A 15229-nucleotide genomic window follows, 5' to 3' on the forward strand; every position below is an offset into this window, starting at 1 on the left:
CGCGGCTCAGCTCGCCTGGATGCGCGCCATCCGGATCCATTCGCGCTGGCGCTCGATGTCGCGGCGCAGGAAGGCGTCGAACTCGGCGATGGTCATCGGCATCGGCTGCGCCCCGAGCCGGGCCTGGGCCTCGCGCGTCGCCGGCAGGGCAAGGATGCGGTTCACCTCCGCGTTCAGCCGCTCGATCACCGGCCGCGGCGTGCCCGCCGGCGCCATCAGCCCGAGCCAGAGCGCGGATTCGTAGCCCGGCAGCGTCTCCGCCACCGTCGGCAGCTCGGGCAGGAGCGGGCTGCGCTGCGGGCCGGTGGTGGCGAGGCCGCGCACGCGGCCGCTGCGGATGTGCTCGGCCATGGTCGGGATGGCGTCGAACATGATCGGCACCTGGCCGCCGATCACCGCGGTGCGCGCCTGGTCGCTGCCGCGGAACGGCACGTGCGTCACCTCGATGCCGGCCATGGCGCGGAACACCTCGCCGGCGATGTGGTAGGGCGTGCCGGGGCCGGAGGAGGCGTAGTCGAGCCTGCCGGGGTTGGCCTTCGCGTACGCGATCAGCTCGGCGACCGTGCGCGCGGGCAGCGACGGGTGCACCACCAGCACGTTGTAGGCGATGTTCACCGCCGCGACCGGCGCGAGGTCGCGCATCAGCGCGTAGGGGCGGTTCGGCAGCAGCGTCTCGTTCGCCGTGTGCGTGTTCGACATCATCAGCAGCGTGTGCCCGTCGGGCGGCGACTTCGCCACCGCCTCGGTGCCGATCACGGCGCCGGCACCGGGCCGGTTCTCCACCACCACCGGCTGGCCGAGCGCCTGGCCGAGCGGCTCGGCGAGGAAGCGGGCCGCGACGTCGGCCGAGCCGCCGAGGCCGAAGGGCACGATGATCCTGACCGGCCGCGTCGGCCAGGAGGCCGCCGCCTGCGCGCGCAGCAGGCGCGGCGCCGCGAGTCCCCCGAATGCGATCCCCACCAGCCAAGCCCTGCGATCCAGCGGCACCGGCTCCTCCCAAGTCCACGTCCTGACCCCTTCAGGATCGGGCGGCGCGCCGCGCTCGGCAAGGCCCCCGCCGCGCCCCCCGGCTCCGGCAAGGGGGACGCTGCCGGCGGCGGCGCGGCCCGGCGCGCGGGCGGGCCGGCAGGGTTCCTCGGCTTGTCGCGCCCGCGCGCGCATGCCAGCCTGCCGGGACGGGATGGCCCGGCGGCAGCGAGAGGATCACCCGCCATGAAGATCGTCGAGGTCAAGGCCTATCCGACCTCCTTTCCCCTGCCGCCGGAGGGCGGGGTCGCGCTCGGCATCGGCCGCGCCGTCAAGCGCGACGCGGTGCTGGTCAAGGTGGTCACCGACGACGGCCTGGTCGGCTGGGGCGAGAGCCACCACGGCCGCGCCCACACCGCGGTCGCGCGGCTGATCGAGACCACGCTGCGCCAGCTCGTGCTCGGCATGGACGCGCACGACACCGTCGGGATCTGGGCGCGGATCTACAAGTACCAGCTCGGCAGCCACGGCATGGGCGCCGCCTGCGCGATGGCGATGAGCGGCATCGACATGGCGCTGTGGGACATCAAGGGGAAGGCGACCGGCCTGCCGCTCTACCGGCTGCTCGGCGGCGCGGCGCGGGCCGTGCCCGCCTACGCGGGCGGCGTCGCGCTCGGCTACCAGCCGCCGGCGCAGCTGATAGACGAGGCGGCGCCGCTGGTCGCCGCGGGCTACAGGGCGGTGAAGCTGCGCGTGGGCGACACGGTGCGCGACGACATCGCGCGCATGGAGGCGGTGCGCAACGCCTTCGGCCACGACCTCGTCATCCTCACCGACGCCAACACCGGCTACCGCCCGGAACAGGTCCGGCAGGTGATGCCGGCGATGGACGAGCTCGGCGTCGGCTGGCTGGAGGAGCCCTTCCCCGCCCACGACCACCGCGCCTACGCCGAGGCGCGGCGCTACGGCCGCACGCCGTTCGCCGCCGGCGAGAACCACTACACGCGCTTCGAGTTCACCCGCGTCCTCGAGGACGGGGTGATCACCCTCTGGCAGCCGGACCTCTCGAAGTGCGGCGGCATCACCGAGGCGCTGCGCATCGCGGCGATGGCCTCCGCCTTCAAGATCCCGGTCCACCCCCACTCCTCGATGACCGGCGTCAACCAGGCGGCCTCCGTCCACCTGCTGGCCGCCATCGAGAACGCCGGCTACTTCGAGGCCGACGTCTCGAAGGGCAACCTGTTCCGCGACGCGCTCGGCAGCGAGCCCTGGCGCATCGGCGCCGACGGCTGCGTGCGCCCGCTCGAGAAGCCGGGCATCGGGGTCGAAGTGGACGAGGCCTTCCTCGCCGCGCACCCGCCGATCGAGGGCCCGGGCTACGTCTGAGCGCGATCCGCGCCGGCGCGCCCGCCGGCGATCTCGCGCACCAGCTTGGCGCGCAGGGCGCGGGCGAAGTCGCGGCGGTCCCCGATCGCCATGACGAAGGCGCCGGGGCCGCCGATCACCTCGCGCTCGTAGTGCACGCGCAGCGGCAGGCCGAGGCGCGTCACCGGCGCGAGCTCGATCGCCAGCGCGTTGACGGTGATGCCCGCCGCCACCGCCGCGTCGCGCGCCTCCGGCGCCGGCCGCAGCGAGCGCAGGTCGGGCCCGTCGCCGGAGACGTCGATCACCCGCTCCTCGGCGCGGAACGGCGCGGCGGCGATCAGCGCCGCCGCATGCGCGATCGCGTCGCCGATCGCGTTGTAGCTCTGCGCCGAGCGCGGCGCCGCCAGCAGCTCGCGCGCCAGCGCCCCGGCGGAGGCGGCATCGGCGACGCGCCGCCAGCCGAGCACCGTCGCCGGCGCGCCGGGCGAGCCCCACTCGACGACCGCCACCGCGATCGCGCCGCGCGGCCTGGAGGCGACGGCGGCAAGCGTCGCGGGATGCGTCAGCGCCTCGGCGCAGCCCTCGCGCTGCAGGCGGAACTCGTCGGCGTCCATGCTGCCCGAGGCATCGAGCGCCAGCACCAGCAGGAGATCCACCGCGGCGGCTTCGGCCGCCGCGCCGAGCGCGGCCGCGCCCGGCAGCAGCAGCGCCGCGCGCCGCCGCAGCATCGTCAGGAGGCGATCGCGTAGGCCGGCCGCCGCGGATCGGCCCCGGCGTGGATCATGCCCGCTTGCGGATCGGTCAGGATCACCTCCACGCCGCCGGCGAGCCAGGTCCACTCCGGCCAGTCCTGCAGCGCGTGGCCGCGCGCGGCAAGCGCCTCGCGCGTCTCGCGGGCGATGCGCGCCTCGGCGGCGAGGCGGGCGGGGAAGTACTCGAACGGCGCGAAGGAGGAGGGGAAGGAGTAGCTCGCCACGCGCGGCGCCTCGACCGCCTCCTGCACCTCCATGCCGAAGTGCAGGATGTTGAGCATCACCTGCAGCATGGCCTGGATCTGCACGTCGCCGCCCGGCGTGCCGAACGGCATCAGCCCGCCGTCGCGCGTGACGACCATCGCCGGGTTGGGCGTCAGGCGCGGGCGCTTGCCGGGGGCGACGCCGCTCGGGTGCCGCGGATCGGGCCGGCTCTGCGAGCCGCGGTTGGAGGGGATGATGCCGAGGCCTGGCACGACGGGCGAACTCCACGACCCGTCGGAGGGCGTGGCGCTGAAGGCGTTGCCCCAGCGGTCCACGACGCAGACGTAGCTGGTGTCGGCCTCCGCCGCGGGCGCCGCGGCGCGGGTCGCGGACGCCGGCGCGGTCCCGGCGCCGAGCAGCGGGCCCGGCATGCCGGGATGGGCGCGGCGCGGATCGATCGCCCGCGCGCGCGCCGCGACGTGCGCCTCCGAGAGCAGCGCGTCGAGCGGGACGTCCACGAAGGCCGGATCGCCGAAGTGGTACTCGCGGTCCGCCATCGCCGCCTTGATGGCCTCGGCCAGCAGGTGCAGGTAGTCGGCCGAGTTGTGCGCGAGCCCGTCGAGGCCCGCCCGCTCCATCACCAGCAGCGCCTCGAGCAGCGCCGGGCCCTGGCACCACGGCCCGCAGGTCAGCACCTCGTGGCCGCGCCAGCGCCGCCGCACCGCGGGCTCGATGCGCGAGCGGAACCCGGCCAGGTCCTCCATCGAGAGATAGCCGCCCTCGCGCCGCTGGAAGGCGACGATCTCGCGCGCGATGTCGCCCCGGTAGAACGCCGCCCGCGCCGCCGCGAGCCCGGCGAGGCGCCCCTTGCCGGCCGCCTTGCGCTCCTCGTCCGCCATGTACTGCAGCGTGCGGGCGAGGTCGGCCTGCACGAACCTCTCGCCGACGCGCGGGCGCCGCCCGCCGGGCAGGAAGATCGCCGCGTTGGAGGGCCAGCGCGCGTATTCCGCCTCGTGCTTCTCGATGTTCTCGGCGAGCAGGGGGAACACTGCGAAGCCGTCGCGGGCGAAGCGGATCGCGTGCTGCGCCACCTCGCCGAAGCCCATGGTGCCGTGGCGCTCGAGCGCGGTGATCCAGGCGTCGGGCGCGGCCGGCACCACGGTGCGCAGCACCCCCGGCGGGATCCGGCCGCCGTGCTCGCGCAGGAACAGGTCGGCGGGGAGCGACCTCGGCCAGTGGCCGAGGCCGGCGATGGTCTCCACCGCGCCGTCGGCGGTGCGGATCAGGATCGGCGCCACGCCGGCGACGTTCACCAGGTCCGGCAGCAGGACGCCGAGCGCGATGCCGGCGGCGCAGCCCGCGTCGATCGCGTTGCCGCCGGCCTCCAGCACCGAGAAGCCGGCGGCCGCGGCGAGATAGTGGCCGGCCGCGACCGCGTGGCGCGTGCCGCTGATGGTCGGGCGTGTCTGCATGGCGCGACGCTCCTCCCGGCGCGGGCCCGGCCGGCCCGCCGCCGCTCCGGCGCAGGCTCCGCGCGGGCGGGGTGCGGTGTCAACCGCCTCCCCGCCCCCTTCACGGCGCCCGTTCCGGGGGCGAGGATGCGCGCGCCCCGCCGCGCGCGTGCGGGCCCCGAGACGGAGCAGCCGCCCATGTCCGACACCACCGACGCCACCGCCGCCCCGCCCGTCCTCCTCGCCACCGATGCCCGCGGGATCGCCACCGTCACGCTCAACCGCCCGCACAAGGGCAATGCCTACGACGAGGACATGCTCGCCGCCCTGATCGGCGGGCTGGATCGGCTGGAGAAGGACCCCGCCGTGCGCGCGGTGGTGATCCGCGGCGCGGGCAGGCACTTCCAGGCCGGCGCCGATCTCGACTGGCTGGCACGGGCCGCCGCCTACCCGCCGGAGCGCGCCTTCGCGGCCTCGATGGCCACCACCCGGGCGATGCAGCGGCTCAACGAGTTCCCGCGCCCGACCTTCGCCCTGGTCCACGGCGCCTGCTTCGGCGGCGGCTGCGGCATCGTCTGCTGCGTGGACGTCGCGCTGGCCACGACGGAGGCGGTCTTCGGCCTCACCGAGGTGCGCGTCGGCGTCGCCCCGACGCCGATCAGCACGCACATGGTCAACGCCATGGGCCTGCGCCATACCCGCCGCTACGCCCTCACCGGCGAGCGGTTCGACGCCGCCGAGGCGCTGCGCATCGGCCTCGTCCACGAGGTCCACCCCGCCGAGCGGATCGAGGCGCGGCTTGCCGAGATCCTCGACCAGACCCTGCTGTCCGCGCCCGGCGCGGTCGCGGTGACGAAGCACTCCTTCCTCGCCGCCAACGGCCTCACCCTCGATCCGCGCGAGATGGCGATGCTCGCGCACGAGAGCTGGATGCAGCGCGCCTCGGCGGAGGGCCGGGAGGGGCTCGCCGCCTTCCGCGAGAAGCGGCGGCCGAGCTGGTACCGCTGACCCTCCTCCCGCCGGCCGCGGGGCGCGATCGGCGCTCGCGACCCGGAGCGGCGCCGCGAGGTCGCGACGCCTTTCGCCTCTTCGCGGAGATCCGGCCGCAGCACCGGGAAGGGGCGGCATCCGGAGCGCGATGCCGGGTAGGGCGGCCCGCACCGTCCGTGCTATGACCCGCCCCCATGGACCCCGAAGCCGAATACAACAACCGCGCGCGCGTCCCGGAGCACCCCGCGATCCTCGAGGGCTGGGCGCGCGACGCCGCCGCCTACCGGGCCGCGCACCCCGACGCCGAGCTCGGCCTCGCCTACGGGCCGGGCGAGCGCGAGCGGCTCGACCTGTTCTGGCCCGCGGGCGGGGCCGGCCGCGACGCGCCGCTGGCGCTGTTCCTCCACGGCGGCTACTGGCAGGCGCTCGACCGGAGCTGGGTCAGCCACTGCGCGCGGGGCCTCAACGCGCGCGGCATCGCGGTGGCGGTGCCGTCCTACGACCTCTGCCCCGCGGTGACGGTCGCGCGCATCGTGGAGCAGATGCGCGCGGCGGCCGCCTTCCTGCACCGCCGGCACGGCCGGCGCCTGCTGGCGGTGGGCCATTCCGCGGGCGGCCACCTCGCCGCCATGCTGATGGCGACCGACTGGCGCGCGTTCGATCGCGCCCTGCCGGCGGGGCTGGTGCCGGCCGGCCTGCCGGTCTCCGGCGTGTTCGAGCTGGAGCCGCTGCTCCCGACCACGATCGCGCGTCCGCTCGGGCTCGACGCCGCGACGGCGCGCGCCCTGTCGCCGCGCTGGCTGCCGCGCCCGCCCGGCACCGCCGCGCTGCACGCCGTGGTCGGCGCGGCGGAGAGCGCCGAGTTCCTCCGCCAGACGCGCGACTTCGCCGCCGCCTGGGGCGGCACCTGGGAGGCGCTGCCGGGCGCCGACCACTTCACCGTCCTGGCGCCGCTCGTCGAGCCGGCGAGCCCGCTGGTCGCGCGCGCCGCGGCGATGGCGCAACGGCTTGCCCGCTGATTCGTCGACCCTAGAATGAGCCGCAGAATGACCCGCCCGGACCGCGGAAGGAGGGAGGCATCATGACGACGCCACGCCTCGGCAGGCGCCGGCTGCTCGCGACGGCCGCGGCCTGCGGCCTCGCCGCCCCGCACGTGGCGCGCGCGCAGGCGCAGGCGGTGAGGATCGGCTTCGTCACGGTGCTGACCGGCCCGCAGGCGGCGCTCGGCACCCAGCTCCGCGACGGCTTCCAGCTCGGCCTGCGCCACCTCGAGGGCAGGCTCGGCGGCCGGCCGGCCGAGGTGCTGGTGATCGACGACGAGCTGAAGCCCGACGTCGCCGTCACCAAGGTCCGCGCCGCGCTGGAGCGCGACAAGGTGGACTTCGTCGTCGGCGTGGTGTTCTCCAACATCCTCCAGGCGGTGTTCCGGCCGGTGACGGAGGCGAGCACCTTCCTGATCTCCACCAACGCCGGCCCCTCGCCCTTCGCCGGGCGCGGCTGCAGCCCCTACTTCTTCGCCGTCTCCTACAACAACGACCAGGTCCACGCGACGATGGGCCAGGTGGCGCAGGACGAGGGCTACCGGCGCGTCTTCATCCTGGTGCCCAACTACCAGGCCGGGCGCGACGCCGTCGCCGGCTTCAAGAGCCGCTTCAGGGGCGAGATCGCGGACGAGGCCTACGTCCCCCTCACCCAGCTCGACTTCTCGGCGGAGCTGGCGCGGATCGCGGCCGCGCGGCCGGACGCGCTGTTCACCTTCATGCCCGGCGGGCTCGGCGTGAACCTGGTGCGCCAGTACCGCCAGGCGGGCCTCGCCCACATCCCCTTCCTCTCCACCTTCACGGTGGACGAGGCGACGCTGCCGGCGCAGGGCGAGGCCGCGCTCGGCTTCCTGCACGCCGCGGTCTGGGCGCCCAACCTCGACAACGAGCAGAACCGCCGCTTCGTGCGCGACTTCGAGGCGCAGTACGGCTACATTCCCGCGACCTACGCCGCGCAGTCCTACGACGGCGCCATGCTGCTCGATTCCGCGATCCGCAAGACGGGCGGCGACCTCGCCGACAAGGCGGCGGTGCGCCGCGCGCTGGAGGCGGCGGAGTTCCGCTCCGTGCGCGGCAACTTCCGCTTCGGCCCGAACCACTTCCCGGTGCAGGACTTCTGGCTCTGCCGCGTCGCGCGCCGCGCGGACGGCAGGTTCCAGACCGAGGCGGTGCGCAAGGTGCTGGAGAGCAGCGCCGACCCATACGCCGGCGAGTGCCGCATGCGCACGGGCTGATGTCGGCCGAGCTGCTGCTGGTGCAGGCCCTGAACGGCCTGCAGTTCGGCGTCCTTCTGTTTTTGGTGGCCGCCGGGCTGACGCTGGTGTTCGGGGTGATGGACTTCATCAACCTCGCCCACGGCGTGCAGTACATGCTCGGCGCCTATTTCGGCGCGACGCTGGCGGCGGCGACCGGGAGCTTCTGGCTCGGCCTGCTGCTCGCGCTGCCGGCGGCGCTGGCGGCGGGCCTCGCGCTCGAACTCCTCGTCTTCCGCCATCTCTACGGCCGCGACCACCTGGCGCAGGTGCTGGCGACCTTCGGCGTGATCCTGTTCCTCAACGAGGGGGTGAAGCTGGCGTGGGGGGCGGCGCCGCTGCAGATGCCGGTCCCGCCGCTGCTCGAGGGCGGCGTTGCGCTCATGCCGGGGCTGCAGTACCCGGTCTATCGCCTCGCCATCCTCGCCGCGGGCCTCGCCACCGCGCTGCTGCTCTGGGTCCTGGTGGACCGCACGCGCGCCGGCATGCTGGTGCGCGCGGGCGCGACGCACCCGGACATCGTCGCGGCGCTCGGCGTGGACATCCGCCGGCTGTTCCTGCTCGTCTTCGCCTTCGGGGCGATGCTCGCGGGCTTCGCGGGGGCGATGGCGGCGCCGGTCCTGTCGGTCGAGCCGGGCATGGGCGATGCGCCGCTGATCCTCGCCTTCGTCGTCATCGTCATCGGCGGCATCGGCTCGATCCGCGGCGCCTTCGTCGCCTCGCTGCTGGTCGGGCTGATGGACACGCTCGGCCGCGCCGCGCTGCCGGACCTGCTGCGCCTGTTCCTCGCCCCCTCGCCGGCGCGCCAGGCGGGGGCCGCGATCGCCTCGATGCTGGTCTACATCCTGATGGCCGCGGTGCTCGCCGTCCGCCCCGCCGGCCTGTTCCCCGCGCGCGCCGGCTGAGCCCCGGCGCATGCGCGAGCGGGCGGTGCCGCTGCTGCTGTTCGCCGCCCTCGCCGCCGCCCCCTTCCTCGGCTTCGGCGAGGGCTACGCGCTCACCCTGCTCGCCCGCGCGATGATCCTCGGCATGGCCGCGGTCGGCCTCGCGCTGCTGGTCGGCGGCGCGGGCCTCGTCAGCCTCGGCCATGCCGCGACGCTCGGCGTCGGCGCCTACGCGGTGGTGGCGCTGGACGCCAACGGCATCGTCGAGGGCGCGCTCGTCCTTCCGGTCGCGATCGGGGCGGCGGCGCTGTTCGCGCTCGCCACCGGCGCGGTCAGCCTGCGCACCTCCGGCGTGCACTTCATCATGATCACCCTCGCCTTCGGGCAGATGGCGTTCTTCACCGCCTCCTCGCTCGCCGCCTACGGCGGGGACGACGGCTACACGCTGTACGCGCGCACCGAGCTCGGCGGCACCCGCCTGCTCGAGGACCGCCTGGTCTTCCACTACGCCTGCCTCGGCCTGCTCGCGCTGGTGTTCCTGTTCTGCCGCGCCGCCCTCGCCGCGCGCTTCGGCCGCGTGCTGCGCGCGGCGCGCGAGAACCCGCTCCGGGTGCGCGCCGTCGGCTTCGACCCCTACCCCTACCGGCTGCTCGCCTGCGTCATCGCCGGTGCGATCGGCGGCCTCTCCGGCGTGCTGCTCGCCAACGCGACGGAGTTCGTGGCGCCCAGCTACCTCTCCTGGCAGCGGTCGGGCGAGCTGCTGTTCATGGTGATCCTCGGCGGCCTCGGCAGCCTGCACGGCGCGATCCTCGGCGCCCTCGCCTACGTGCTGCTCGAGGAGTGGCTGTCGCACCTGACCGAGCACTGGCGGATGGTCTTCGGCCCGCTGCTGGTGCTCTCGGTGCTGTTCTTCCGCGGCGGCCTCGCCGGCCTGCTGGCGCCGCGGCGGCGATGACCGCGCCGCTGCTCCGCATCGAGGGGCTGAGCAAGCGCTTCGGCGGCCTCGCCGTGACCGACGCCGTCTCGCTCGAGGTCCGCGCGGGCGAGATCCACGCCCTGATCGGCCCGAACGGCGCGGGCAAGACCACGCTCATCAACCAGGTCAGCGGCGCGCTGGCGCCCGATGCGGGCCGCATCCTGTTCGCCGGCCGCGACATCACGCGCCTCTCCATGCCGCGCCGCGTGCGCGCGGGCCTCGCGCGCACCTTCCAGGTCACCTGCATCCTTCCCGGCTTCTCGGTGCTGGAGAACGTCGCCCTCGCGGCGCAGGCGCGCGACGGCTCCTCGTTCCGCTTCCTCCGCCCTTCGGCGGGCGAGGACCGGCTCAACCGCGCCGCCCTGGAGGCGCTCGCGGCCGTCGGCCTCGCCCACCGCGCCGCGGCGCCGGCGGGGGCGCTGGCGCACGGCGAGAAGCGCCAGCTCGAGCTCGCCATCGCCCTCGCCACCCGCCCCCGCCTGCTGCTGCTCGACGAGCCGCTGGCCGGAGCGGGACCGGAGGAGACGGAGCGGCTGATCGCCCTGCTCGGCCGGCTGCGCGCCGACTACGGCGTCCTCCTGGTCGAGCACGACATGCGCGCGGTGTTCGCCCTCGCCGACCGCATCTCGGTGCTGGTCTACGGCCGCGTGATCGCCACCGGCGCCCCGCCGGAGATCCGCGCCAATCCCGAGGTGCGCGCCGCCTATCTCGGCGAGGACGAGGCGTGATGCTGCGCGTCGCGCATCTCGCCGCCGGCTACGGCGAGAGCCAGGTGCTGTTCGACGTCACCTTCGGCGTCGCCGCGGGCGAGGTGGTGACCCTGCTCGGCCGCAACGGCATGGGCAAGACGACGACGGTGCGCGCGGTGATGGGCCTGCTCAGGCCCTGGTCGGGCGAGCTCCGCTTCGGCGGCGTCTCCCTCGCCGGCCTGCCGCCCTACCGCATCGCCCGCCTCGGCCTCGGCCTGGTGCCGGAGGGGCGGCAGGTCTTCCCGACCCTCACCGTCGAGGAGAACCTGGTCGCCACCGCCCGCCCCGGCCCGTGGACCCTGGCGCGCGTCCTCGCCCTCTTCCCCCGCCTGGCGGAGCGCCGGCGCAACCTCGGCGCGCGGCTCTCGGGCGGCGAGCAGCAGATGCTCGCCATCGGCCGCGCGCTGATGACCAACCCCCGTCTCCTCATCCTGGACGAGGCGACGGAGGGGCTGGCGCCGCTGGTGCGGACCGAGATCTGGTCGGTGATCGCGGCGCTGAAGGCGGAGGGCCTCTCGATCCTGCTGATCGACAAGAACCTCGCCGCGGTGCTGCGGCTCGCCGACCGGCACGTGATCCTCGAGAAGGGCCGCACCGTCTGGACCGGCAGCAGCGCCGCGCTCGCCGCCGCGCCGGAGGTTCGCGACACCTACCTGCACCTGTGAGGCCCGCGCCGCGCGATCGCCGGCCCGCCCCGCCTGCCGCTCACCCTTCCGGCGTCTTCCGCCGCTCGAGGAAGGCCGTCAGCATCCGGCGCGGCTCCTCGCCGCTCCAGGCCTCGGCGAAGGTGGAGATGCCGGCGCGGATCGCCTCGGCCATCGGCAGCTCCTCCCAGGCGCGGATCAGGCGCTTCTGCAGCCGCACCGCGCGGGGCCCGGCGCGGCCGAGCCGCTCCAGCCACTCCGTCACCGCCGCGTCCAGCGCCGGCCCCGGCGCCGCGACGCGCTCGACGAGCCCCCAGGCGAGCGCCTCCTCCGCGCCGATCGTCTCGCCGAGCAGCAGCAGCCGCCGCGCCCGTCCCCATCCGATCAGCGTGGGCAGCAGCGCCGCCTCCACCACCGAAGGCAGGCCGAGCAGCACCTCCGGCATGCCGAAGCGCGCGGTCGCGGCGGCGATGCGCAGGTCGCAGGCGGCCGCGAGTTCGAGCCCGGCGCCGAGCGCCGCGCCGTTGATCCGCGCGATCGCCGGCACCGGCAGGTCGCGCACCGCCCTGCAGGCGCGGTGCACGGCCTCGATGAAGCGGCGGGCCTCGGCGGGGCCGGCGAGGTCCGCCATCTCGCGGATGTCGGCGCCGCCGACGAAGGCCCGCTCGCCGGCGCCCGTCACCACCGCCGCGCGCAGGTCCGCGTGCGCGGCGAGGCCCTCGACCGCGGCGGCGAAGCGGTGCAGCAGCGGCGAGCCCAGCGCGTTGCGCTTCGCCTCGTTCGCGATCGTCACCCAGGCGACGGGTCCGACGTGCGGCATCGGGTCGAGCCGCACCGTCACGTCTCCGGCCGAAGCGGCCATCAGCGCCGATCTCCCTCCCTCCGGCCCGCGCCGGTTCAGACCACCGGCGCCTCGCCGATCGGCAGGTGCGGGCTGTCGCCGCCCGGGGCGTGGGCGGTCCCTCCCGGCGCGCCCTCGATCCGGTCCTCGTCGCGCCAGCGGTTGCGGCGGCGCATCATCCGGCACGCCGCCCAGGCGCCGCATGCCCCCGCCGCGCCGAGCGCCGCGCCGAGCACCAGGCCCGCGGCGAAGGCCCCCCCGGCCGCCGCCAGCCCGGCCATGCCCATCCCCACGGTCCGCATCCCAGGCAGCGATGGCAGCACCATCGTCGGCCTCCTCCTTGCTCGCGACCGGAACCTGTGGGCTCCGGCCGATGGCGCCGCAACCGCTCACGCGTGCTTGAAATCACACGATGGTTGAGGCTCCGGGGCCGCCGGGGTGGTAGCGTCCGGCCGCCCGCGCGGCCGGGGCGCGGGCTTTGCGGAGGAAACGGTCCCATGTCCCTGTCGCGTCGCGCCCTGTTCGGTGCCGCCGCCGCTGCTGTCCTGCCGCTGTGGCCCGCCTCGGAAGCCCGGGCGGCGGCCCCGTTCCGCAACGAGCTGCCGCCCGCCTGGCACCGCTTCCGGGTCGGCGAGTTCGAGGCCACCATCGTCTCCGACGGCGCGCTGCCGCTCGGCCGGCCGGCGCCGGCCTTCCCCGCCTCGCCGCCGGAGGAGATCGAGGCGCTGATGCGGGCGCACTTCCTGCCGGTCAACGAGGCGACGCTCGAGCAGAACGCGCTGATCCTCAACACCGGCCGCCAGCTCATCCTGTTCGACACCGGCATGGGCGAGAGCATGGGGCCGCAGAGCAAGATGTTCGGCCCGACCACCGGCCGGCTCTTGCGGAACATGCGCGCCGCCGGCATCGAGCCGGAGCAGATCGACCTCGTCTGCGCCACGCACGCGCACTGCGACCACGTCTGGGGCCTGGTGGACGAGCGCGGGCAGCGCGTCTTCCCGAACGCGCAGGTCGCCATCAGCGAGGCGGACCTGAAGTTCTGGACCGACGACGGCAACAAGCGCGGCCCCGAATGGGTCTCCGTGTTCATCGAGGGGGCGAAGAAGAACCTCGCCGCCTACCGCGACCGCCTGGTGATGGTGCGCGACGGGCAGGAGGTGGTGCCCGGCGTCACCGCCATCGCCACGCCCGGCCACACGGTGGGCCACTACGTCTATGCCATCACCTCCGGCGGGACGACGCTGGTGAACACCGGCGACCTCGCCCACCACCAGGTGCTGCTGCTGCGCCGCCCGCTCTGGGAGTTCGCCTACGACACCGACCCCAAGCAGTCCGCCCAGACCCGCCTGCGCATGCTCGACCGGCTGGCGACCGACCGGCATGCGGTGCTGTCCTACCACTTCCCCTGGCCCGGCCTCGGCCATGTGTCGAAGGAGAGCGAGGGCTTCGCCTGGCATCCGGCGCCGATGAACGTCACCGCCCTCGGCTAGGGCGGATCGCGGACGGCCGGGAACGGCCGGAAGCGGGAATCCGCGCGACCGACGACGGGCCGGAGCCGCGGCCGCGCGCACCGCCGGGCGGAAACGGCTCCGGCCGCGCCCGTCCCCGGCGTCGCCCGACCGGCGGCCGCGCTCCGCCGGCGCGCGGCTGCCACGTCCGCCGGGCGGGAGCGGCGCGGCCGGCCGCTCTTGCCGCCCTCGCGGCGCGGTGCGAAAACCCGCGCGCCCCGCCCGCCCCCGGGCGGGTTTCCGTTGGGATCGCCGGCGCCGCCCGCGCCGGCGCGAGGTGGCGAGGATCGGCATGGCCAAGATCAAGGTGAAGAATCCCGTCGTCGAGCTCGACGGGGATGAGATGACCCGCATCATCTGGGCCCTCATCAAGGAGAAGCTGATCCTCCCCTACCTCGACATCGACCTGAAGTACTACGACCTCAGCATCCAGAACCGCGACGCCACCGACGACCAGGTGACGGTGGACGCCGCCTACGCCATCAAGAAGTACGGCGTCGGCGTGAAGTGCGCGACCATCACGCCGGACGAGGCGCGCGTGAAGGAGTTCGGCCTGAAGAAGATGTGGCGCTCGCCCAACGGGACGATCCGCAACATCCTCGACGGCACCATCTTCCGCGAGCCGATCATCTGCCGCAACGTCCCGCGCCTGGTGCCGCACTGGACCAAGCCGATCGTCGTCGGCCGCCACGCCTACGGCGACATCTACCGCGCCGCGGAGACCAAGATCCCCGGCCCGGGCAAGGTCACCCTGACCTACCAGCCCGCCGACGGCAGCGCGCCGCTCACGCTCGAGGTACACGACTTCAAGGGCGCGGGCGTGGCGCTCGGCATGCACAACACGAAGGATTCGATCGAGGGCTTCGCGCGCGCCTGCTTCAACTACGGCCTCAGCCGGAACTTCCCGGTCTACCTCTCGACCAAGAACACGATCCTCAAGGCCTACGACGGCATGTTCAAGGACGTGTTCCAGGACATCTTCGAGCGGGAGTTCAAGGCCGAGTTCGACAAGCGCGGCCTCACCTACGAGCACCGCCTGATCGACGACATGGTCGCCGCCGCCCTGAAGTGGGAGGGCGGCTACGTCTGGGCCTGCAAGAACTACGACGGCGACGTGCAGTCCGACGTCGTGGCGCAGGGCTTCGGCAGCCTCGGCCTGATGACCAGCGTCCTGCTCTCCCCCGACGGCAAGACCGTGGAGTCGGAGGCGGCGCACGGCACCGTCACCCGCCACTACCGCGAATACCAGAAGGGGCGCGAGACCAGCACCAACCCGATCGCCTCGATCTTCGCCTGGACCCGCGGCCTCGCCTATCGCGGCCGCTTCGACGACACGCCGGAGGTGGTCCGCTTCGCCGAGACGCTGGAGCGGGTCTGCATCGAGACCGTCGAGAGCGGCTACATGACCAAGGATCTCGCGATCCTGGTCGGCAAGGACCAGCCCTGGCTGAACACCCAGGCCTTCCTCGACAAGATCGCCGAGAACCTGAAGAAGGCCATGGGCTGATCCGGCGCCGCCGTCCTGCGGCGGGCGCCCCGCGCGCCCGCCGCGCCCTGCGGGGCACCCGGCCCTTGCGCCGCCGGCGGCGGGCATCGCACTCTCTCC

Annotated in this window: 15 protein-coding genes; 10 read left to right on the plus strand and 5 right to left on the minus strand. The window is 74.7% G+C overall.

Annotated features, from left to right (window positions below; genetic code table 11):
• Positions 1 to 6: 6 nt before the first annotated feature.
• Positions 7 to 960, minus strand: a complete 954-nt coding sequence (locus K1J50_RS07030) for a tripartite tricarboxylate transporter substrate binding protein (RefSeq protein WP_369413539.1) — start codon at positions 958 to 960, stop codon at positions 7 to 9.
• A gap of 252 nt (positions 961 to 1212) precedes the next feature.
• Between K1J50_RS07030 and K1J50_RS07035 the strand changes: the two genes are divergently transcribed.
• Positions 1213 to 2352, plus strand: coding sequence for a mandelate racemase/muconate lactonizing enzyme family protein (locus tag K1J50_RS07035; protein ID WP_220117000.1), 1140 nt, complete (start codon positions 1213 to 1215; stop codon positions 2350 to 2352).
• On the opposite strand, the gene K1J50_RS07040 is transcribed toward K1J50_RS07035, so the two are convergent.
• Together K1J50_RS07040 and K1J50_RS07045 are read right to left on the minus strand one after the other, a co-directional pair.
• Complete coding sequence (locus tag K1J50_RS07040; protein ID WP_220117001.1) at positions 2343 to 3059, minus strand: DUF1194 domain-containing protein; 717 nt, start codon at positions 3057 to 3059, stop codon at positions 2343 to 2345. The genes K1J50_RS07035 and K1J50_RS07040 overlap by 10 nt on opposite strands.
• Positions 3060 to 3061: 2 nt before the next feature.
• A complete protein-coding gene (locus K1J50_RS07045; protein ID WP_220117002.1) occupies positions 3062 to 4759 on the minus strand; it encodes a gamma-glutamyltransferase family protein in 1698 nt (565 codons plus the stop codon).
• Positions 4760 to 4936: 177 nt separating this feature from the next.
• Here K1J50_RS07045 and K1J50_RS07050 point away from each other — a divergent pair, with 177 nt between their 5' ends.
• From K1J50_RS07050 to K1J50_RS07080, 7 genes are all read left to right on the plus strand, one after another.
• Positions 4937 to 5746, plus strand: a complete 810-nt coding sequence (locus K1J50_RS07050) for an enoyl-CoA hydratase-related protein (RefSeq protein WP_220117003.1) — start codon at positions 4937 to 4939, stop codon at positions 5744 to 5746.
• Between the two features lie 176 nt (positions 5747 to 5922).
• Positions 5923 to 6747, plus strand: coding sequence for an alpha/beta hydrolase (locus K1J50_RS07055; RefSeq protein WP_220117004.1), 825 nt, complete (start codon positions 5923 to 5925; stop codon positions 6745 to 6747).
• Between the two features lie 62 nt (positions 6748 to 6809).
• Positions 6810 to 8003, plus strand: coding sequence for an ABC transporter substrate-binding protein (locus tag K1J50_RS07060; RefSeq protein ID WP_220117005.1), 1194 nt, complete (start codon positions 6810 to 6812; stop codon positions 8001 to 8003).
• Entirely contained in the window at positions 8003 to 8926 is a 924-nt protein-coding gene (locus K1J50_RS07065) for a branched-chain amino acid ABC transporter permease (RefSeq protein ID WP_220117006.1), read from the plus strand. The genes K1J50_RS07060 and K1J50_RS07065 overlap by 1 nt, the downstream gene beginning before the upstream one ends.
• A gap of 10 nt (positions 8927 to 8936) precedes the next feature.
• Entirely contained in the window at positions 8937 to 9860 is a 924-nt protein-coding gene (locus tag K1J50_RS07070; RefSeq protein ID WP_220117007.1) for a branched-chain amino acid ABC transporter permease, read from the plus strand.
• The gene (locus K1J50_RS07075) at positions 9857 to 10609 is read left to right on the plus strand and encodes an ABC transporter ATP-binding protein (RefSeq protein WP_220117008.1); all 753 of its coding nucleotides are present in this window, start codon (positions 9857 to 9859) and stop codon (positions 10607 to 10609) included. The genes K1J50_RS07070 and K1J50_RS07075 overlap by 4 nt, the downstream gene beginning before the upstream one ends.
• Positions 10609 to 11295: an ABC transporter ATP-binding protein gene (locus K1J50_RS07080; RefSeq protein ID WP_220117009.1), complete on the plus strand. Its 687-nt coding sequence runs from the start codon at positions 10609 to 10611 to the stop codon at positions 11293 to 11295. Before K1J50_RS07075 ends, K1J50_RS07080 begins: the two co-directional genes overlap by 1 nt.
• Positions 11296 to 11335: 40 nt before the next feature.
• On the opposite strand, the gene K1J50_RS07085 is transcribed toward K1J50_RS07080, so the two are convergent.
• Positions 11336 to 12136: an enoyl-CoA hydratase gene (locus K1J50_RS07085; RefSeq protein ID WP_220117010.1), complete on the minus strand. Its 801-nt coding sequence runs from the start codon at positions 12134 to 12136 to the stop codon at positions 11336 to 11338.
• A 35-nt stretch (positions 12137 to 12171) separates the two neighbouring features.
• Positions 12172 to 12441, minus strand: a complete 270-nt coding sequence (locus tag K1J50_RS07090) for a hypothetical protein (RefSeq protein WP_220117011.1) — start codon at positions 12439 to 12441, stop codon at positions 12172 to 12174.
• A 171-nt stretch (positions 12442 to 12612) separates the two neighbouring features.
• On the opposite strand from K1J50_RS07090, the gene K1J50_RS07095 reads away from it, so the two are divergent.
• Together K1J50_RS07095 and K1J50_RS07100 are read left to right on the plus strand one after the other, a co-directional pair.
• Positions 12613 to 13605: an MBL fold metallo-hydrolase gene (locus K1J50_RS07095; protein WP_220117012.1), complete on the plus strand. Its 993-nt coding sequence runs from the start codon at positions 12613 to 12615 to the stop codon at positions 13603 to 13605.
• Positions 13606 to 13915: 310 nt separating this feature from the next.
• The gene (locus K1J50_RS07100) at positions 13916 to 15130 is read left to right on the plus strand and encodes an NADP-dependent isocitrate dehydrogenase (protein ID WP_220117013.1); all 1215 of its coding nucleotides are present in this window, start codon (positions 13916 to 13918) and stop codon (positions 15128 to 15130) included.
• The last annotated feature ends 99 nt before the right edge of the window (positions 15131 to 15229 follow it).

Source organism: Caldovatus aquaticus (assembly GCF_019458025.1).
GTDB lineage: Bacteria > Pseudomonadota > Alphaproteobacteria > Acetobacterales > Acetobacteraceae > Caldovatus > Caldovatus aquaticus.